At 74.6% G+C, this 17938-nt stretch carries 20 protein-coding genes; 11 read left to right on the top strand and 9 right to left on the bottom strand.

Annotated features, from left to right (window positions below; all coding sequences use genetic code 11):
* Positions 1–58: 58 nt before the first annotated feature.
* The 7 genes from J2S44_RS03900 (at position 59) to J2S44_RS03870 (ending at position 5573) form a co-directional block, all read left to right on the top strand.
* The gene (locus J2S44_RS03900; protein ID WP_310409075.1) at positions 59–721 is read left to right on the top strand and encodes an NAD(P)-dependent oxidoreductase; all 663 of its coding nucleotides are present in this window, start codon (positions 59–61) and stop codon (positions 719–721) included.
* Positions 722–960: 239 nt separating this feature from the next.
* Positions 961–1599 carry a helix-turn-helix domain-containing protein gene (locus tag J2S44_RS03895; protein ID WP_310409074.1) on the top strand — a complete coding sequence of 213 codons (639 nt, stop codon included), beginning with the start codon at positions 961–963 and terminating at the stop codon, positions 1597–1599.
* A gap of 59 nt (positions 1600–1658) precedes the next feature.
* The gene (locus J2S44_RS03890) at positions 1659–2360 is read left to right on the top strand and encodes an SDR family NAD(P)-dependent oxidoreductase (protein WP_310409073.1); all 702 of its coding nucleotides are present in this window, start codon (positions 1659–1661) and stop codon (positions 2358–2360) included.
* Positions 2361–2433: 73 nt separating this feature from the next.
* Positions 2434–2598 (top strand): hypothetical protein, encoded by a 165-nt coding sequence (locus J2S44_RS03885; RefSeq protein ID WP_310409072.1) that lies wholly within the window; start codon positions 2434–2436, stop codon positions 2596–2598.
* Positions 2599–2763: 165 nt separating this feature from the next.
* Positions 2764–3276 (top strand): RNA polymerase sigma factor, encoded by a 513-nt coding sequence (locus J2S44_RS03880; RefSeq protein ID WP_310409071.1) that lies wholly within the window; start codon positions 2764–2766, stop codon positions 3274–3276.
* Between the two features lie 261 nt (positions 3277–3537).
* Positions 3538–4503 (top strand): DedA family protein, encoded by a 966-nt coding sequence (locus J2S44_RS03875; RefSeq protein WP_310409070.1) that lies wholly within the window; start codon positions 3538–3540, stop codon positions 4501–4503.
* Positions 4504–4616: 113 nt separating this feature from the next.
* On the top strand, positions 4617–5573 hold the full coding sequence (locus tag J2S44_RS03870) for a zinc-binding dehydrogenase (protein WP_310409068.1): 957 nt from the start codon (positions 4617–4619) through the stop codon (positions 5571–5573).
* A 189-nt stretch (positions 5574–5762) separates the two neighbouring features.
* Here the strand turns inward: J2S44_RS03870 and J2S44_RS03865 are convergent, their stop codons facing one another.
* From J2S44_RS03865 to J2S44_RS03850, 4 genes are all read right to left on the bottom strand, one after another.
* Entirely contained in the window at positions 5763–6329 is a 567-nt protein-coding gene (locus tag J2S44_RS03865) for a sigma-70 family RNA polymerase sigma factor (protein WP_310409067.1), read from the bottom strand.
* A 339-nt stretch (positions 6330–6668) separates the two neighbouring features.
* On the bottom strand, positions 6669–7556 hold the full coding sequence (locus J2S44_RS03860; RefSeq protein WP_310409066.1) for an SDR family oxidoreductase: 888 nt from the start codon (positions 7554–7556) through the stop codon (positions 6669–6671).
* Complete coding sequence (locus tag J2S44_RS03855) at positions 7556–8290, bottom strand: SDR family oxidoreductase (RefSeq protein ID WP_310409065.1); 735 nt, start codon at positions 8288–8290, stop codon at positions 7556–7558. Before J2S44_RS03855 ends, J2S44_RS03860 begins: the two co-directional genes overlap by 1 nt.
* 236 nt (positions 8291–8526) lie before the next feature.
* Entirely contained in the window at positions 8527–9468 is a 942-nt protein-coding gene (locus J2S44_RS03850; RefSeq protein ID WP_310409064.1) for a LysR family transcriptional regulator, read from the bottom strand.
* Positions 9469–9533: 65 nt separating this feature from the next.
* Here J2S44_RS03850 and J2S44_RS03845 point away from each other — a divergent pair, with 65 nt between their 5' ends.
* Positions 9534–10349 (top strand): SDR family NAD(P)-dependent oxidoreductase, encoded by an 816-nt coding sequence (locus tag J2S44_RS03845; protein WP_310409063.1) that lies wholly within the window; start codon positions 9534–9536, stop codon positions 10347–10349.
* 44 nt (positions 10350–10393) lie between these two features.
* Here J2S44_RS03845 and J2S44_RS03840 read toward each other — a convergent pair whose 3' ends face one another.
* The 3 genes from J2S44_RS03840 to J2S44_RS03830 form a co-directional block, all read right to left on the bottom strand.
* Positions 10394–10972 (bottom strand): hypothetical protein, encoded by a 579-nt coding sequence (locus tag J2S44_RS03840; protein WP_310409062.1) that lies wholly within the window; start codon positions 10970–10972, stop codon positions 10394–10396.
* A 131-nt stretch (positions 10973–11103) separates the two neighbouring features.
* On the bottom strand, positions 11104–11991 hold the full coding sequence (locus J2S44_RS03835) for a fumarylacetoacetate hydrolase family protein (protein ID WP_310409060.1): 888 nt from the start codon (positions 11989–11991) through the stop codon (positions 11104–11106).
* A gap of 67 nt (positions 11992–12058) precedes the next feature.
* Complete coding sequence (locus tag J2S44_RS03830) at positions 12059–14068, bottom strand: hypothetical protein (RefSeq protein ID WP_310409059.1); 2010 nt, start codon at positions 14066–14068, stop codon at positions 12059–12061.
* Between the two features lie 149 nt (positions 14069–14217).
* Here J2S44_RS03830 and J2S44_RS03825 point away from each other — a divergent pair, with 149 nt between their 5' ends.
* A complete protein-coding gene (locus J2S44_RS03825) occupies positions 14218–15399 on the top strand; it encodes an aminotransferase class V-fold PLP-dependent enzyme (RefSeq protein WP_310409058.1) in 1182 nt (393 codons plus the stop codon).
* 22 nt (positions 15400–15421) lie between these two features.
* Positions 15422–16087, top strand: coding sequence for a DUF6882 domain-containing protein (locus J2S44_RS03820; RefSeq protein WP_310409056.1), 666 nt, complete (start codon positions 15422–15424; stop codon positions 16085–16087).
* A 12-nt stretch (positions 16088–16099) separates the two neighbouring features.
* Here J2S44_RS03820 and J2S44_RS03815 read toward each other — a convergent pair whose 3' ends face one another.
* On the bottom strand, positions 16100–16336 hold the full coding sequence (locus J2S44_RS03815) for a hexameric tyrosine-coordinated heme protein (protein ID WP_310409054.1): 237 nt from the start codon (positions 16334–16336) through the stop codon (positions 16100–16102).
* 84 nt (positions 16337–16420) lie between these two features.
* On the bottom strand, positions 16421–16969 hold the full coding sequence (locus J2S44_RS03810; protein WP_310409052.1) for a hypothetical protein: 549 nt from the start codon (positions 16967–16969) through the stop codon (positions 16421–16423).
* Positions 16970–17372: 403 nt separating this feature from the next.
* Here J2S44_RS03810 and J2S44_RS03805 point away from each other — a divergent pair, with 403 nt between their 5' ends.
* Entirely contained in the window at positions 17373–17927 is a 555-nt protein-coding gene (locus J2S44_RS03805; protein ID WP_310409051.1) for a hypothetical protein, read from the top strand.
* The last annotated feature ends 11 nt before the right edge of the window (positions 17928–17938 follow it).

Raw genomic sequence — 17938 nt, 5'->3', positions numbered from 1 at the left:
CCACGGTGCGCCGCCCGGGCGGACCGCGGGGTGGCGGGCGTCCGGCATGATGGCCGCCATGCGACTGACGATCTTGGCCGCGACCGGCGGCGTCGGCCGGCACCTGCTGCGCCAGGCCGTCGACGCCGGACACGAGGTGACGGCCGTGGTGCGTGACCCGGGCCGGCTGGCCGTCGCGCCCGCGCACGTCGTCACCGCCGACCTCGCCACCACGGTGGACCTCCGGCCGGCGGTCGACGGCGCGGACGCGGTGATGTCCGGCCTCGGCGCCCGCACCGGCGCGCAGGCGGGCGTCGCGTCGCGCGGCACCCGCTCGGTCGTGGAGGCGATGCGCGCGATCGGGGTACGGCGGATCGTCGTGGTCAGCGCCGCGTCGGTCGGCACCGTGGCGTCGCCCGGCCGGCCGAACCCGCCACGGCACAACCCCGGCGACGGACTCCTCATGCGGCACATCGCCGCGCCGCTGGCCAAGGCCGCGTTCCGCCGCCACTACGCCGACCTGGCGCTGATGGAGGACGTGCTGCGCGACAGCGGACTCGACTGGACCGTCTCCCGGCCACCCCGGCTGATCGAGGTACGGCTGCGGCGGCGGTACCGCACGGCGGTCGGGCGCAACGTGCGCGGCGGCGCGTTCATCGCCCGCGCCGACGTGGCCCGGCACATGATCGACGTGCTGCACCGGCCGGAGACGTTCGGGCGGGACATCGGCATCGCCTACTGAACACCACGACTGGGACGTGGCGGGGGCACGCAGCTGCCCCGGCGCGTCGGCTTCCCGTTCACCCCGCCGCTGCCCGCCACGGTCGGCGCACTCGGCCCGGTCGCCGCCTCGGAAACCCTCCGGGAGGCGTTCCGGCTGATCTGAGCCGCTGGCCGGCGGAGGGCTCCGGGGAGCTGCGCGGGCCCCGTACGGTCCGGCCGTGGTGCGGTAGGTTGGCCGCGACACGGGAGGGGAAGCCGGTGGCTGACGGGCGAAGCGTCGTCGACGGCGCGTTCCGGGTGCTGCGGGCGCTGCCCGCGACCGGGCCGGAGCGGCAGCTGGCCGGGCTGGCGCGGCTGACCAGCCTGCCGCGGCCGACGGTGCACCGGCTGCTCGGCCAGCTCGCCGAGGTCGGGGCCGTCGAGTGGCGGGACGGGCGGTGGGTGCTCGCCGCCGGGCTGCTCGGCCTCGCCCAGCGGGTGGAACCGCTGGCCGGGCTGCGCGAGTCCGCCGCGGTCGTGATCCAGGCGCTGCACGACGAGACCGGGGCCGCGGTGTCGCTGGTGGTGCCCGGCGGCGACGCGTACGTCGCGCTGGAGATGGTTCCGGGCCGGGACCCGTTGCCGATCGACGCGCGGGCCGGCGCCGCCATGCCCGCCGGCACCGCGGCCGGGGTCGTGCTGAGCGGGACCCCGGGGCCGCGACGACGACGGTTCGGCGCGGCCGTCGACGACCAGCACGTGTACCCGGGGATGACCTGCTACGCGGTGCCCGTCCGGCTGCCCGGCGGGCACCGGGCCGCGCTGCAGATCGCCACCGGCGCCGGCTACCCGGCGGAGCGGGCCGCCGCACCGGTCCACCGTGCCGCCGCCGCGCTGGAGCGGCGGTTCGCCGCATGACCGTCCGCTGAACGGACACTTCGCCCCACCGGCAGGCGACCACGGCGATCGTGGCGGGCATGGCACAGCAGAAGATCGCGCTGATCACCGGCGCGGGACGCGGACTCGGCGAAGGCATGGCACGGCACCTCACGGCATCCGGCGTGACCGTGCTCGGCACCCACCGCGGCGGCGCGCACCCCGGCTTCCTCCACCTGGACGTGGCACGGTTCGACACGTACCCGGACTTCGTGGCCGCGGTGCGCGACCGGCTCGACGGCGCCGGCATCGACTATCTGATCAACAACGCCGGGATCGGCGTGTACGCACCGTACGCGGAGACGACGGCCGCGCAGTTCGACGCGCTCGTCGACGTCAACCTCAAGGCGCCGTACTTCCTGACCCAGCACCTGCTTCCACTGATCAACGACGGCGGGCGGGTGCTGAACGTGACGACCGCGGTCACCCGCGGCGTCGTACCGGGGATGTCCGCCTATGCCGCCGTGAAGGCCGCGGTCGAGGTGCTGACCCGGTATCAGGCGGCGGAGCTGGCGGCGCGGTCCATCCGGGTGAACGCGATCATGGGCGGTGCGGTCGAGACCGACTTCGCGGACGGCATCATGCGCGCCGACTTCGTCAAGGACCTCGCGGCGCACACGATCATCCAGGGCCGCATCGCCACCGTCGACGACATCACCGCCGCGGTGCCGGCGATCCTCTCCGACGCCTTCCAGTGGGCCACCGGCGGCATCATCGACGTCTCCGGCGGTCAGAGCCTGTGACCTCGGCCCGGTATGCAGTGGCGCAGGTCACGTCGGGCGGGCCAACCCGATGGGCGGTCGCGCGTCTTTCGGGGTGACGCGACTGCCGGACGGCGCGACCGTGACCCAGCCGACGATCATGGTGATCGCCGAGAACACGGACGTCCGGGTCCTGCCGGACGGCGCGTACCTGATCCCGCCGAACGTGCCGGTCGAGCCGCTGCCGGACGGCGGCGTCCGGATCGGCGCGTTCTCCTGACCGCCTCATGATCATTGCGATCCGTACCCCCTGGCCGCTGCCGCGCCTGCTGCGGTCGTCGGCGTCCGGTGCGCACGCCTCCCGCGGCGGCTCGCCGCGGGAGGCGCCACCGGCGATCAACGCGCTCTACCACGCGCGCCGGCTCGGCCTGGTCCGGCCGTCCTCATGGTCGACGACCTGCCGACCGCGGAGGACGTCGTGCAGGACGTGTTCGCCGCGCTCTACCGCCGGCACGGCGCGGACCTGCGCGGGCTCGCCGAACCGGACGCCTACCTGCGCACCGCGGTGATGAACGCGGCCCGCTCCGTGCTGCGCCGGCGCCGGCACGCCCGCGCCTACGTGCCGCCCACCGCGGCGCCCAGCCCGGCCGCGGAGGACGAGGCGCTGCTGCGCGAGCGCGACGACGAGGTGCTCACCGCGCCACCGGCCCTGACGGCGACCCGCCGCCGGGTGCCCGCGTTCGCGGTCCCCGTGCTGCTGGCCGTCGCCGCGGTGGCGCTCGTGGCGGTCGTGCTGCTACCCGGCCGGCCCGGGCCGCAGCGGCCCGCGGCGCCGACGCCGTGCCCGGCCGCCACCGCGACGTCCGGGTGGACACCCGCGCCGCCGTCGGCGACATCGTGCCCGGAGCCGGTGACGGTGCACCTCCCGTGGTACGGCCGGCCGTGGCCGTGGAACTGAGGCTCCGGGCCGGGCGATGGCGCCGGTGAGCCGCCTGCCGCCGGGACCGCTCCGGGGGTTTTCCCTACCTCCGATCCGGCGGCCTGCTCTATCGATCTTCGGCGTGCCGCCCCATAGCGTCGGTGACGCGAACGACGACGAGGGGAACACCATGCGGCAGCGGGACCGGCTCACCGACGATCCACGGGCGCCGAGGGCGGCCGCGCCCGGCCCGAACGCCGGGCGCCGCGGTCCGGCCCGCGCCGAGGGGAGCCGGCGACCGTGAACATCGAGAGCCTGTGGCAGACCGACCTGATCGCCCTGATCAGCCCGGTGATGACCTCGCCGCTGCTGTACCCGCTGCTGGTGGCGCTCGGCGGCCTGGACGGCATCGTGCCGATCATTCCGTCCGAGGCCGCGCTGATCACCGCCGGCCTGTTCTCCCGCACCGGTACGCCGGTGCTGCTGCTCGTCGTGCTGGCGTCCGCGGCCGGCGTGGTCGTCGGTGACCATCTCGTGTACGCGCTGAGCCGCAGCGCGTTCGGCCCGCGGCTGCTCGGCCGGTTCCCCCGGATCGGCGCCGCGGTCGACGCCGGCGGGCGGCAACTCGCCCGCCGGGCCGGCCGGGTGATCGTGATCTCCCGGTTCGTGCCGGGCGGCCGGGTGACGACGAACATCGCGTGCGGTACGACCAGGCTGCCGCTGTCCCGGTTCAGCCCGGCATCGGCGATCGCGGGGCTGGCCTGGGCGGCCTACCACGGCGGCCTGGGCGTACTCGGCGGTGCGGCCTTCATCCGGAACCCGCTGCTCGGCCTGGTGCTGTGCCTGGCCGTGTCCTCGCTGGCCGGTGCCGTCGTGACGCTGGCCCAGCGCCTGCACAGCCGCCGTGCCGCCCGGGCCCCGCGGGAGGGCCGCGGGACGGCTTTCGCGCCGGCGCCGTCCCGGGACAGCTGCACGCCCGTACGGCCGCGTCCCGCCGGGGCCGTACGGGTGGGGCTCGCGCCTAGGGTGCGTCCGGCCTCGTACCAGGACGGGTCGCGGATCAGGCCGTGTCCGGCGAGGCCGTCGCCCTGGCCCGGCACCGTGCGGCCGGCCGACGACAGGTGCGCTCAGGCGATGAAGGGCCGCGACGACCTGGCGCATCAGCGGCGACCACTCGCCGAACGCGCGGCGCGTCGCGTGGACGATGAGGCGGACCAGCTCGGGCCCGTCCTGGGCGGTCTCGAATGTGCGCCAGGATCCGCTTGACGCCGGCCGTGATCAGCGGCCGCGGGCGCCCGTGTCCGCCGCGCCGACCGCGGCTGCTACGTTGATCAGAGCCGACTCTACCGAGTGGGGTCTACTATGACGGAGGAGATCCCATGCGGGCGATCTGGTTGCGAGAGTTCGGGGCGGCGTCGGCGCTGCGAGCCGAGGACACCCCGGAGCCGGAGCCGGCGCCGGGTCAGGTGCTCGTCGCCGTGGAGTTCGCCGGCATCACCTGGATCGAGACGATGTTCCGGGCGTCCGGCTTCGGGCCGTTCCCGGCGCCGCCGATGATCCCCGGCAACGGGGTGGCGGGCACGATCGTGGCCGCCGGGTCCTCCGACGACCGGCACCTGGTCGGCAAGCGGGTGGTCACCGGCACGGGCGGATCCGGTGGGTACGCCGAGCGGGTCGCCGTCGACGCCGGCCAGGTGATCGAGGTGCCGGACGGGGTGGCGACGGACGACGCCGCGGCGTTGCTGGCCGACGGCCGTACCGCGCTCATGATCATGGAGGCGGCCGGTGTGCGGCCGGGCGACCGCGTTCTGGTCGAGGCGGCGGCCGGCGGCGTCGGCACACTCCTGGTGCAGCTGGCGCGCGCGGCGGACGCCCGGGTCGTGGCGGTGGCCGGCGCGGCCCGCAAGCTGGCGGTGGCGCGCGAGCTCGGCGCGCACCACGCGATCGACTACACCGACGCCGGCTGGGCCGAGGCGGTGCGCACGGCGGCCGGCGGCGTCGACGTCGTACTGGACGGGGTCGGCGGCGCCGTCGCCGAGACCGCGTTCGGCCTCCTCGGCGACGGCGGCCGGATGATCAGCTTCGGGTTCAGCTCGGCGACCGGCTGGCCCGGCATCTCCGACGAGGCCGCCGAGCGGCGCGGCGTCCGGGTGCGGCGCGGCGTGTTCGGGCCGCCGGACGAGCAGACCCGGCGCACCACCGAGGCGCTGGCGCTCGCGGCGGCGGGCCGGCTGCGGCCGGTCATCGGCCAGCGGTTCCCGCTGGAGCGGGCCGCCGACGCCCACGCCGCGATGGAGGCCCGCACGGCCGTCGGAAAGACGCTCCTGGCCGTCTGACCTGCCCCGCACCCGCCGCCACGGCGACCCGCCACCGTCGCGCCGGCCGGCGACGGCGCCGGCCGGAGACAGCGTCGGCGTGCGGTGCTGTCGGCATGCGGGTTGCTGTCGGCGTGCGCGTCGGCGTCCGCATGGCGGATCGCATGGCGGCGACGGGCGGCCGGCGGCTCGTCGCCGTACCTATCGGGATTATTCGTCCGGTCGCGGCGGGAGCGTTTCCTGGTGCGGCTCGGCCATCGACACGCGCAGCGCGCGCAGTGCGTAGTAGAGGCGGGACTTGACCGTACCGAGCGGCACACCGAGCCGGTCCGCGGTCTCCTGCATGGGCCGGTCCAGCAGGTACACCTCGATCAGCACGGCCCGCAGCCGGTCCGGCAGCTGCCGGACCGCGTCGCGGACCTGCCAACTGGTCATCATGCGCTCGATCGCGTCGTGCTGAGCCGGCTGCGCGTTGCCGACGTCACCGGCCGCCGTGTTGGCGCGCTGCCGGGCGCGGATGTGGTCGAAGGCGAGGTTGCGGGCCACGGTGTAGAGCCACTGCGGTCGCCAGGCGCCGTCCGGGCCCCGGGCCTCCGGATGCCGCCAGGCGCGCATCGCGGTCTCCTGCAACACGTCCTCCACCAGGTGTCGGTCGCCGTTGAGCAGCCGCATCAGCCGCCGGTACAGCCGAGGCCGGTGTTCCTCGTAGAGGGAGCGCAACGGCGTGTCCCCGTACGCCGGGTCATCGGGGGTGGAGGTCAGATGGTCGTCGTGCATCAGGAAGTCCGTACCTAGGGGAGCCGTGTCCGCCATCGTCCGCCGGCCCCGTGGCGGCCCGCCTCGGCAACTGGTGCCTAAACACCATGTGTGCAGATGGCGACTACCCCGAGTTGAGGTTGGCGACCAGGGAGAAGGCTGCCTCCGACCCTCGTGAGTGGACGGCCGCCCGGAGTGAACGGCCGCGCGCTTCCGTTGCCGTCGCCGCGGTGCGCGACCGGTTCGTCCAGCGAGGCGGTACGCCGCCGGACGAACCGGTCCTGCCCGCGCTGCGCGACGTGCGCCGGCCGGCCGATCGGCTGCCCGCCGCACTTCCGCTCGCGCGGGGCACGGCGCCGCTCAGGTCGCCGGGCGCAGCAGGTCGTCGAAGCCGAGGGTGCGGTAGAAGTCGCGGCGGATGCGGTCGCCGACCCGGAAGACCTCCTCGGCGCCGTCCTGCGCCGGGTCGATGTAGACCCGGAACGGGCGCTGCCCCTTGGGCAGGTCCACCAGCGCGGCCACCTGCCGCGCCACCTCACCCGGGTCCGCGTCCGCCGGTGCCAGGCCGGCCTGCCGGGCCAGCAGGTCGTCCATGTCGCCGTACAGCGCGTCGTACTCCTTGGCGGTCGTCTCGTCCGCCGGGTGGCCGGCGTGGGCGTAGTGGTTGGTGCCGGTGGTGAACGAGCCCGGCACCACGATCGTCGAGTCGATGCCGAACCGTGCGACCTCCGCGGCGATGCTGACCGCGAGCGAGTCCTCGGCCGCCTTCGCGGCGAAGTACGGGCCGAGCCACGGGGGAGTGCCGCCACGGGCGCTGGTCGAGCCGATCCAGACGAGCAGGCCGTCGCGCTGCCGGCGCATGTGCGGCAGGACGGCGCGGTTGACCCGCTGGGTCGACAGGACGTTGGTGTCGTAGACGGCGGCGATCTGCTCGACGGTGAACGCCTCGACCGGGCCGAGCGTCATGTGGCCGGCGTTGTGCACGACGACGTCGACACCGCCGCGGTCCGCGACGACCCGCGCGACCGCGGCGTCCACGGAGGCCTGGTCGGACACGTCGAGCTCGACCGCCTGCGCCGACCGGTCGTGCCGGCCGGACCAGTCGGCGAGTTCGGCGACCGCCTGGGCGTTACGGCCGGTGGTGTCGCGCATGCCGGCGTAGACGACGTGGCCCGCGCCGGCCAGCGACCGGCTGATCATCGCGCCGAAGCCGCTCGACGCGCCGGTGACGAGGACGGTGCGGCTCATCAGATCACTCCTCCGTTGACGAAGACGGTCTGGCCGTTGACCCAGCGGGCCGGTCCGGCGAGGAACGCGACGACCTCGGCCGCGTCGCCGGGCTCACCCAGCCGTTCCAGCGGCGCGGACTTGGCCATCTGGTCGATGACCTCCTGGGTCTTGCCCCGGAAGAAGAACGGGGTGGCGGTCGGCCCGGGCGCGACCGCGTTGACCGTGACGTCGCGGCCGCGCAGTTCCTTGGCCAGGATCGGGGTCAGCGCCTCGATCGCGGCCTTGCTCGCCGCGTACGCCGCGTAGGTCGGCAGTGCCAGCTTGCGTACCGTCGTCGCGATGTTGATCAGTGCGCCGCCCGGGCGCAGCCGCCGGGCCGCCTGCTGGCTGACCAGAAAGGCGCCGCGCACGTTGACGCGCTGCATCCGGTCGAGGTCGTCGACGTCCAGCTCGGCCACCGGCTTGAGGATCATGATCCCGGCGGTGTTGACCACCACGTCGATGCCGCCGAACTGCTGCTCGACCGTGTCGAACAGGTCCCGTACCGGCTGCGGTTCGGTGATGTCGGCCTGGACCGTCACGGCCGAGCCGCCCGCGTCGGCGATCTCCTTGGCGACCTCCTCGGCCGGCGCCGGGTTCCCGGCGTAGTGCACCACGACGGTCATGCCGTCCGCGGCGAGCCGGGTGGCCACCACCCGGCCGATGGCGCCGGACCCTCCGGTGACCAGGGCGATACGGGTCTTGCCGCTCATCCGGTTCCTCCTGTGCGAAGAGCGACAGCCGTGCGGCTGTCCCGGACCGGTTATGCCCGGCCCCGTACCGCGAACCGCGCCAGATCTTGCGGCGAGATCCTCACCGATTGCGCAAAGCGCGGGACCGGGCCGTGGTGTGGGCGATCCAGGGCTGAACGCCGGGTGCCGTGCGCCGCGGTACGGTCCTTGCCACGCCGTCGAGGGTCCGGAGCGGCGTGCCGTCCCGGGCTCCGAGGTCATCCGCGAGCCGGTGGAGGCGCTCGCCTGACCCGTTCGGCGATCGCCCGCGCCTCGGCCGTGAGCGCGGACCGCACCGCCGCGCCGGCCGGGGTGAGCGCGCCGATCCGGGCGAGCGACAGCGTGCGGCCGGTCCAGGACGGGTCGTCGACCTCGACGCCGACGACGTCGGCGGGGAGGATGCCGGCCGCGAGGCTGGGCACCGTCATGATGCCGAGCCCGGCCGCGACGAAGCCGAGCCGCGCGGACCAGCCGCTGAGCTCCGCGACGACCCGGGCGCCGGTCAGCGTCGGCCACGGGCCGAACTGCGGTTCCGACCGGCCGCCCCGCCCGGCGATCCAGTTCTCGCCGGCCAGGTCGTCGACGGTGACCCGCTCCGCGCGGGCGAGCCGGTGCCGGCGGCCGACCGCGACCAGGAGCCGGCCGGCCGGCAGCCGGTCGAGTTCGACGCCGGTCAGGTCGTACTCGGGCAGCCCTTCCCCGACGGCGATCAGGGCGAGGTCCAGGCGGCCGGCCCGCAGCCGCCGGATCTGCACCAGCGTCGAGGACTCCAGGAAGTCGATCTCGATCGACGGGTGTTCGGCGCGCAGCCGGGCGATCGTGCGCGGCACCAGTTCCATGGCGGTGGCGGGGAACCCGCCGAGCGCGAGCCGGCCGCCGAGCGGCGCGGAGACGTCGTCCAGCTCCCGTCGTGCCGCGCCGAGCTGATCCAGGATCGTCGCGGCCCGCGCGGCCAGCCGGGTGCCGGCCTCGGTCGGCTCCACCCCGCGTGGGCCGCGCCGGATCAGTGGCGTGCCCGCCGCGGTCTCCAGCGCGGCGATCTGCTTCGACAGCGCGGACTGGGTGAAACCGAGGCGTTCGGCGGCCGCGGTCAGCGAGCCGGTGTCGAGCACGGCCCGTAGCGCCTGCAGCAGCTGCGGATGCACGTTGAGGTATTCCACCTGGGAATATCTACCATGCCGGACATTCGCTGGTGGCATGGGCCGTCGGTCGGCAGACTCGACGTATGAGCAAAATCTGGTTCATCACCGGTTCGTCCAACGGCCTCGGCCGCATCTGGGCCGAGGCCGCCCTCGACCGCGGTGACCGCGTCGTCGCCACCGCCCGGGACACCACGCGCCTGGACGATCTCGTCGCGCGGTTCGGCGACGCGGTCCTGCCGCTGGAGCTCGACGTCACCGACCGGGAGGCCGTCTTCGCCGCCGTCGGGCACGCGGTCCAGCGCTTCGGCCGGCTCGACGTCGTCGTCAACGGCGCGGGCTACGGCCACGTCGGCATGGTCGAGGAGGTGACCGAGCGCGAGCTGCGGCAGCAGATGGAGACGAACTTCTTCGGCGCGGTCTGGGTGACCCAGGCGGTCCTGCCCGTCCTGCGCCGCCAGCGTGGCGGCCACCTGCTGCAGGTCACCAGCGAGGGCGGCGTCCGGGCGTACCCGGCCTTCGGCGCCTACCACGCCTCGAAGTGGGCGGTCGAGGGCCTCACCGAGGCGCTGGTGCAGGAGACCGCGAGCTTCGGCTTCCACGTCACGATGGTCGAGCCCGGCCCGTACGCGACCGGGTTCGCCGGCGCGCTGCGGTCCAGCGCCGCGCTGCCGGACTACGCGCAGGCACACATCGACACCGCGACCGACTTCCGCCTGGGCGACCCGGCCGCCACCGTACCGGCGATCCGGGCGCTGGTCGACGCGCCGAACCCGCCGCGCCGGCTGGTGATGGGCGACGTGCTGCCGGAGGTCGAGGCGATCTACGCGGAGCGCCTGAAGACCTGGCAGGAGTGGAGCGACGTCTCCCACGACGCGTTCGGCACCCGCGTACCGCAGTGAGCGGCAGGCCGGCCGCGCCGGGTACGGCGCGGCCGGGTCCGGGATCAGACCGCGCAGCCGAGCGCGCGCGGTGGCGCGTAGTACTCGGTCTGGTGCAGCACACCGTTCTCGTCGACGCCGAAGATCAGTGCGTAGCCGTCGTACGTCGCGCCGGCCTGGAAGCACGGGGCCTCCGAGTAGCAGAACAGCGCCGCCGAGTTGTTCTCCACGCACGTCTCGTCGGAGCCCGGCTCGACGACGTAGCCACCGTTGTTCGGCAGGTACCGGGCGATGTTCTGGTTCACGAACAGCTGCCTCGGCACACCGCCGACGCAGTCGATGCCGATGACGAAGGAGACGATGAAGCCGTTCGACACCGGTCCGCTGCCGTAGACGTAGCAGGTGATGACGGTGTCGGCGCCGAACCCGTCCCCGCCGGGCAGCACCAGGGGCTTGCTGAGACCGGGCTTCATCGTGCCGCGGGCCGGCGCGGACTCCTCGACGGCGACCGCGCCGTCCGGGGAGACCGACACCCGGTACGAGACGCCCGGTGCCGCACCGGCCGGTCCGGCGATCCCGGCGACGGATGCCGCCGAGAAGACCACCAGCGCCGCCAGGGCCCTCCACAGTGACCGTAGATTCATGATCCCACCCTCTCCGACAGGTCCGCTGAGGACGGCGGGATCGGGACGGCCCCGCCAGCGACACGGTGGCGCCGGCCACTGGACACCGGTTGGATCGGGGCTGGAGGGCCGGACGCGCGGGCCCCGGTCCGTCAACGGGCCGGATCGTCGGCCCGCGCGGCCAGCCAGGCGAACGCCTCCGGGGCGGCCGTGACGACCGGGTTGGTCAGCGTGCCCACGCTCTCCACGCCGATCTCCACCACGTCGCCCTCGCGCAGCGTGAAGTCCATCGGCGGCACCAGACCCGTACCGGTGGACAGGATCGCGCCCTCCGGGAAGTGCGTGCAGCGGAACAGGTGCTCGACCAGGTCGTCGAGCGCGCGGTGCAGCAGCGACGTCGAGGTGGCGCCCTCGAACGCGACCTCGCCGCCGCGCCGCACCACGAGCGTGATCCCGAGCGCGGTCGCGTCCGGCACCTCCCACGCGGGCCGGATGCCGGGGCCGATCGCGCACGCACCCGCGTACACCTTGGCCTGCGGCAGGTAGAGCGGGTTCTCGCCCTCGATCGACCGGGACGAGACGTCGTCGCAGACCGTGTAGCCGACGATCTCGCCGCCGGCGTTGAGCACCAGCGCCAGCTCCGGCTCCGGCACGTCCACGGCCGAGTCCGGCCGCACGCCGATCGGCTCGCCGTCCCCGGACACCCGCCACGCCGCGCTCTTGAAGAACAGCTCCGGCCGGTCCGCGTCGTAGACCAGCGAGTACACGTCCGCGGCCCGGCTCTCCTCGCGGCGCGCCTCACGCGACCGGACGTACGTCACCCCGCTGGCCCACACCTCGGTCCGGCCGTCCACCGGCGGCAGCCGTTCCGGCACACCGTCCTCGACCGGCCCGCCGCGCTCCACCAGCGACCTGATCTCATCGAGCGGAAGAGCCAGCAGCAAACCCAGCGACGGTACGCCGAGGCGCCGCACCGTACCGTCGTCCCCGGCGACACCGACGCGGGTGTCACCGCCCGTCCCGTACCGGATGATCTGCATTTCAGGCTCCTTCGAACGTGACATGCGGCCGGCTCCATTGTGGTACCGGTGGCCCGGTCGCGCCGGGTCACCGGCCGGGCCGGCGCACCGCCCAGCCGAGCAGCGGGCCGGCGTCGCCGGTGCCGGACGCGACGCGGCCGAGGCCGGTCACGACCGGCGTGATCAGGTCCCGGACCGGCGCGGGCGCGGCCGCGAGCCGGTCGTGGAACCCGGCGATCGCGTCCCGCGGGTCGCCGGCGCCGGGCACGGACAGGAAGAAGACCGCCTGCCGCCACGCGTACGCGATGTCCTTGCGGGTGCGCGGCGCGGGCGGTCGCGCGGCGAGTCGCAGCACGGTCTCGAACGCGCCGGCCGCCGCACCGTGCCAACCGTCCTCCGGTGCGGCACCGGCCGCGTACGCCAGCGTGGCCAGATTGTGCGTGGTCACGATCTGCCCCTGCTCGATGACCGCGCCGTTCCCGGTGACCGAACCGCGCGGCGACCCGGCCCGCTTCCGGCAGTACCGGGCGAAGCCGTCACCGGCCCGCGCGTAGTCGATGCCGTAGTAGCGCTGGTAGAGGCTGCCGTCGAGCAGTTCCCCGGCGAGCGTGGCGGCCCGGCCGAACTTCGGCGTGAAGCCGTCCATGAAGATGTCCGCGGCCAGCTCCTCCACCCACGGGAACTCGGGGGTGAGCGAGGACAGCTCGGTGACCAGCGGGTTCGGCGTGATCGTGCCGGGGAAGCCGGTGAGGTAGTGGTCGCCGAGCCGACGCGCGGTCTCCGCCCGCCCGGCCGGCCGGGACGTCCGCAGCGCGGCGACCCACGGCAGCTCGTCGATGCGCACCTGGTGCGCGAAGTGGAGCAGCAGCAGCGACCGGCGGGTGCGGAACGCGCGGTGCACGGCCGCCATCAGCGCCGGATGCGCGTACCCGGACGCCACCACGAGCGACGTGACCTGCGGCGTCAGCCGGGCCAGGACCTCGGCGGACGGCACCACCCCGGCGCGGATCAGCTCCGGGATCGTCCCGGCGGTGGCGCGGCGGACCACCCGGCGGACCGGCTCCGGCACCGGCACGCCGCCGACCGGCGCGCACACCGCGTCGGCGTCGGCGACACCGGACCGCGGGTCGACGTGTTCCAGCCGCGCGGCGACCGCGTGCGCCAGCTCGTGATGTCCGGGCAGTGCCGCCTGCCGGGCCTGCGCGGCCCGCAGCGCCGTGTGGCCGGCTGAGCCGGGACGGCCGCGCTTGGCCGTCATCGACGCGATCGCGACCCGAAGCAGCCCGGCGTGCCGTGGCGTGAGTTCCCGGCCGGCGACCGCGTGCTCGGCCGCGGTCCGCAGGATGTAGAGGTTCTCCTTGCGGCGCAGATGCTTGCGGCTGTGCGGGTGCTTCGCCGCCAGCTCACGGTAGCGGGCCAGCAGCTCCCGCGCCCGGCCGGCGTCGAAGTCCAGCCAGAGCGCGAGGAACGCGTCGGCCAGCGGGTTCCACACGGTCAGCGTCTCCCGCTGTGCCGCGATCCGCGGGTTCTCGGTCCGCGCGGCCAGCTGCGCGGCGACCTCGCCGGCGCCGGTGCGCCACACCACGCCCGGCGCGCGCAGCACCGGCCGGTCCGGCACCGGCGTGAAGCACAGCCGGTCCGCGAACGGGCCGATCGCGTCCAGCACGTCCAGCGCGGCCGCGCGGTCACCGGCGCGCAGCAGCACCGCGACGGCGAGCAGCGCGCCCTGCTCCGGCAGGTCGATCCGGTAGTCGCCGCTGTCCAGCAGCGCGTACAGCTCGGCCAGCCCCGCGTCCGTCAGGTAGTGGGCGAACGCGGCGGCCCGGGTGCCGAAGCGCGTCTCGTGTGGCCGCAGCGGCCCGCCCGCGGACGGTTCCCCGGTGGCGAACCCGCCGCGCACCACGTCCAGCGTGACCCAGGCGGGAAGACCTTTCACCGGGGTACGGGAACCGTGCGTGTGGCCGCCGGACAGCACCAGCGACCACCGCCGGACGCGTTCCTCCGCCCGCCGCCGGGTCGCCGCGTCCTCGTGCGTGACGGCGGTGACGAACGCCGACGCCAGCTGGCCGGTCGCGTACCCGGCCGGTGTCTGATCCATGCCGGCGTGGCGGGCCCCGCCCCCGCGCCCTCCGGGAAGCAGCCCGGTGCTCTGTCTCGCTGAGCTACACGCCGTCGCTGCCAAGACCCTAGGGCAAGCGGTACGCCCGGCGCCGCACATTTTTCTGACATCGATTGTTATCGTCGCGTATGGAGAATCTCGATGTCGCCGCGCTGCGGGCCGACACCCCGGGTTGCGCGCGGGTGGTCCACCTCAACAACGCGGGCAGCAGCCTGCCGCCGGCGCCGGTGCTGGACGCGATGACCGGGCACCTGCGGCTCGAGGCGGAGATCGGCGGCTACGAGGCGGCGGACGCGCGCGCGGAGCAGATCCAGGACTTCTACACCGAGGCGGCGGCACTGCTCGGCGCGCAGCCGGCGGAGATCGCGTTCGCGAACAACAGCACGCACGCGTACGCGACCGCACTGTCCGCGATCGACTTCGCGCCCGGCGACGTCGTGCTGACCACCCGGGACGACTACATCTCCAACCAGATCGCGTTCCTGTCCCTGGCCCGGCGGCGCGGTGTGCGGGTGGTGCACGCGCCGGACGCGCCCGGCGGCGGCGTGGACGTGGACGCGATGGCCGCGCTGATGCGCGCGCACCGGCCCCGGCTGGTCGCGGTCACCCACGTGCCGACCAGCTCCGGCCTGATCGCACCGGTCGCCGCGATCGGCCGGCACTGCCGCGAGCTGGACCTGCTCTACCTGGTCGACGCGTGCCAGTCGATCGGGCAGGTGCCGCTGGACGTGACGGAGATCGGCGCGGACCTGCTCACCGCGACCGGCCGCAAGTTCCTGCGCGGCCCGCGCGGCACCGGCCTGCTGTACGTCTCCGCACGCGTGCTCGCGGCCGGCTACGAGCCGCTGTTCATCGACATGCGCGGCGCGCACTGGACCGAGCCGGGCGCCTACCGGCCGGTGGCGACCGCGGCCCGGTTCGAGGACTGGGAGTTCCCGTACGCCGGGCTGCTCGGCCTGTCCGCCGCGATCCGCTACGCCCGCCGGATCGGCGTCCCGGCACTGTCCCGGCGCGCGGTCGGCCTGGCCGCGTCGCTGCGGGACCGGTTGCGCGAGATCGACGGCGTCACGGTCCTGGACCGCGGCCCCGCGCTCGGTGCGATCGTCACCTGCGCGGTCGACGGCGCGGCACCGGCACCGCTGAAGGCGACGCTGACCGGGCACGGGATCAACAGCTCGGTGACGCTGCGCGAGCACGCCCGCTTCGACTTCGCCGACAAGGGCATCGAATGGTGCCTGCGCCTGTCCCCGCACTACTTCAACACCGAGGGCGAGATCGACCGGGTCGTCGACGTGCTGACGGACTGTTGATCCAGACCCGTACGATCCGGGCGTGACACCGTTCGAGGACCTGTTCAGCCGCCACGTCGCCACCGCGCTCGCCCGTCAGCTCGCGCTCGCCGATCACCTCGGCGACCGCGACTGGCAGCTCGACCTGACCGAGGGGACCGCCACGTTCGGCGGCGATCTGCGCTACCGGGTGCAACTGCTCGGCACCGAGAGCCACCACGACGGCACCTGGCTGTGGGCCTGGGCGAACGAGGCCAGCAACCTCCCGCCGGCGCTGCTCGGCCTGGCCATGTGGATGCGCGAGTACGGTGCGAACAACGGGATCCCGGAGCTGACCGAGGCGTCGTTCCCGCTCGACCGGGCGCAGGGCGGGCAGCTGGCGCTGGTCGCGTCCGCGCTGAGCGGCCGCTGCTACTACCGCGGGCCGTACGACGGCGGGGCGCTCTTCTTCCACCTCGAAGGGCTTCCCGCCGAGATCGTCGCACCGGCCCGCCCGGAGCGCGTCCTCACGGTCGTCGGCCAGGTCCTGCAGGGCTTCCCGGTCGACCACCGGTTGATGGTCACCTCGTTCCTGGCCCAGCAGGGCTGGCAGGTCGAGGACACCCCGGCCGAGGTGACCGGCCGGCACCCGGGCGGCACCGACGTGCGGGTCGCCTTCGACGAGCTCGGCCGGGTCACCGGGCTGACCGGCTCGATCCAGCCCGGCTGACGTCCGGGCCGGCTACCCCGCGCTCCGCCAGTAGTCGTTCGCGGCGGCCACGGTCCGGAAGTTCGTGGCCACGACGTGCGAGATGGCGATCAGGGCGCCGAAGTCCTCGTCGTAGGACTGCCGCAACCGGGCGCGTACCTCGCCGTCGGGCTGGGTCTTCCGGACCGCGACCCGGGACAGCGTGACGGCCAGGTCGTACCCCTCCTCGGGGCTCGCGGTGATCAGTGTGGGCAGCCAGGTGGCGGTCATGGTCTCTCTCCTCTTCATCGGCGGTGTCGTTCGGTGGACTCGCGACACGGCGCGGTGGGCGCACCACGGCCGGCCGCGCCGGGCTCACTTCTCGAACCGGCCCGGCAGGGACAGGTCACCGGAGGCGACGTCGAAGACGTTCTCCACCCGCAGCAGCGGGTCGTGCAGGTCGGCGCTGACCTTCAGGGCCGCCGTGACGCCGTCGTAGGAGAACGACTCCGGCGCGCCGAGGACCTGCATCGGTACGTCGATCCGGACCACCTGCCCGGTCAGCTCGGTCGGGTAGGACGGGCTGTCGATGTAGATCGGCGCGCCCGGCCACGTCGACGGCAGCGCGGGCGCCTCGCCGGGCGCGATGTCCCGGACCTTGAGCGCGCCGTCCGGCCGGGTGGTGTCCGGCACGAGAACGACCCAGTGCGCGTGCCAGAGGCCGCCGTCGTCGTCCTTGCGGCCGTTGCCGTTCTCGTCGACCAGCGGCGTGTCGTCGAAGTCCGGGTGGCTGGTCGCGGCGAGCGCGAGCGTCCCGCTGTCCGCGGTGAAGCCGACCGTGGACGCGTTCAGCGAGACCGGCCAGACGTAGCTGAGCACCGAGCTGCCACCGAACCGTGCCGACCGGTTCGGGGGTCGTCGCACCGGCCCGGCCACGCACCTTCTCGGTGAACACGACCGTGTCGCCGTCGCGCCGCACCGACGTCTCCACCAGGTCGAACGGGGCCGGTTCGGCGTCGCCGCCCGCGGACGTGAGGTGCGGGCCGTGCTCGTGGGCGGCCGCGGGCGCGGCGGGCGGGGTCTCGTCGCCCCGCGCGCCGGCGATCACGGCCGTGGCCGTGGCGGCCAGGACGGCCGCGGCGACCGCGGGGACGGCGATCCGGCGGGGGAGTGGGGAGCGGCTCATGGTGTGCCTCCTCAGTTCTTTTGGCACTGCCAACTATCGACCCGGTGCCCGGCCGCGGCAAGGTGCGCATGACCACACGCGATCCGGGAATGCGCAGCTACTTGACGCCAGCTGTCAAGTAGTTGGTAGGCTGCCGCCACGATGAGTGGACATCTAAGCGCCGGGCGCGTGGCCGCACCGAGCGCCGGGCGCGTGGCCGCGGGATCCGGGAACGCCACGACCGCGGCGCACGTGGCGATCGTCCGCCAGCTCACGCGGGACGCGGCGGCGCGCCTGTTCGACCCGCTGGACCGGTTGCTCGGCCCGGACGGTGCCGGCCCACCCGCCTCGGCGTCGCTGCGCGGCCGACTCGAGATCGCCGCTGAGGTGTGGGCGGCGCAGGTGCTCGGGCCGGACGAGCGGCTCGCCGCCGAGACCGCGTTCCGCCTCGTCGCCGAGATCTACCGGACCGATGACGTGTTCGCGCCACCGCACGATTGGTGGCGCACACCGTTCGGCGCGCTCGTCGTGCGCCGGTTCGGCCACCCGGCCGCCGAGGCGGTCTCGCTGGCGGTGGCGAGCGCGATGCTCGGCATCACCCGGCAGGGCGTGCACGACCTCGTCAAGCGCGGCAAGCTGCGGCGTGCCGAGTCCGGCGGCGGGGTGCTGGTCAGCTCGGTCCGGGAGCGCCTGGCGCACCTGTCGCCACCGGACTGACCGGCGCGACG

It is taken from the genome of Catenuloplanes niger (genome assembly GCF_031458255.1).
GTDB classification, from domain to species: Bacteria; Actinomycetota; Actinomycetes; order Mycobacteriales; family Micromonosporaceae; genus Catenuloplanes; species Catenuloplanes niger.
The sequence above is the reverse complement of the archived record's forward strand: the minus strand, read 5'-3'. Positions and strand labels throughout refer to the sequence as shown.

Bases quoted from the DNA above. Each gene is read 5' to 3' on its own strand.
- J2S44_RS03845 (WP_310409063.1), top strand. From the start codon at position 9,534: ATGAGCAAAATCTGGTTCATCACCGGTTCGTCCAACGGCCTCGGCCGC.
- J2S44_RS03830 (WP_310409059.1), bottom strand. From the start codon at position 14,068: ATGGATCAGACACCGGCCGGGTACGCGACCGGCCAGCTGGCGTCGGCG.
- J2S44_RS03815 (WP_310409054.1), bottom strand. From the start codon at position 16,336: ATGACCGCCACCTGGCTGCCCACACTGATCACCGCGAGCCCCGAGGAG.
- J2S44_RS03855 (WP_310409065.1), bottom strand. From the start codon at position 8,290: ATGAGCGGCAAGACCCGTATCGCCCTGGTCACCGGAGGGTCCGGCGCC.
- J2S44_RS03835 (WP_310409060.1), bottom strand. From the start codon at position 11,991: ATGCAGATCATCCGGTACGGGACGGGCGGTGACACCCGCGTCGGTGTC.
- J2S44_RS03805 (WP_310409051.1), top strand. From the start codon at position 17,373: ATGAGTGGACATCTAAGCGCCGGGCGCGTGGCCGCACCGAGCGCCGGG.
- J2S44_RS03865 (WP_310409067.1), bottom strand. From the start codon at position 6,329: ATGCACGACGACCATCTGACCTCCACCCCCGATGACCCGGCGTACGGG.
- J2S44_RS03880 (WP_310409071.1), top strand. From the start codon at position 2,764: ATGGTCGACGACCTGCCGACCGCGGAGGACGTCGTGCAGGACGTGTTC.
- J2S44_RS03840 (WP_310409062.1), bottom strand. From the start codon at position 10,972: ATGAATCTACGGTCACTGTGGAGGGCCCTGGCGGCGCTGGTGGTCTTC.
- J2S44_RS03900 (WP_310409075.1), top strand. From the start codon at position 59: ATGCGACTGACGATCTTGGCCGCGACCGGCGGCGTCGGCCGGCACCTG.
- J2S44_RS03825 (WP_310409058.1), top strand. From the start codon at position 14,218: ATGGAGAATCTCGATGTCGCCGCGCTGCGGGCCGACACCCCGGGTTGC.
- J2S44_RS03870 (WP_310409068.1), top strand. From the start codon at position 4,617: ATGCGGGCGATCTGGTTGCGAGAGTTCGGGGCGGCGTCGGCGCTGCGA.
- J2S44_RS03890 (WP_310409073.1), top strand. From the start codon at position 1,659: ATGGCACAGCAGAAGATCGCGCTGATCACCGGCGCGGGACGCGGACTC.
- J2S44_RS03860 (WP_310409066.1), bottom strand. From the start codon at position 7,556: ATGAGCCGCACCGTCCTCGTCACCGGCGCGTCGAGCGGCTTCGGCGCG.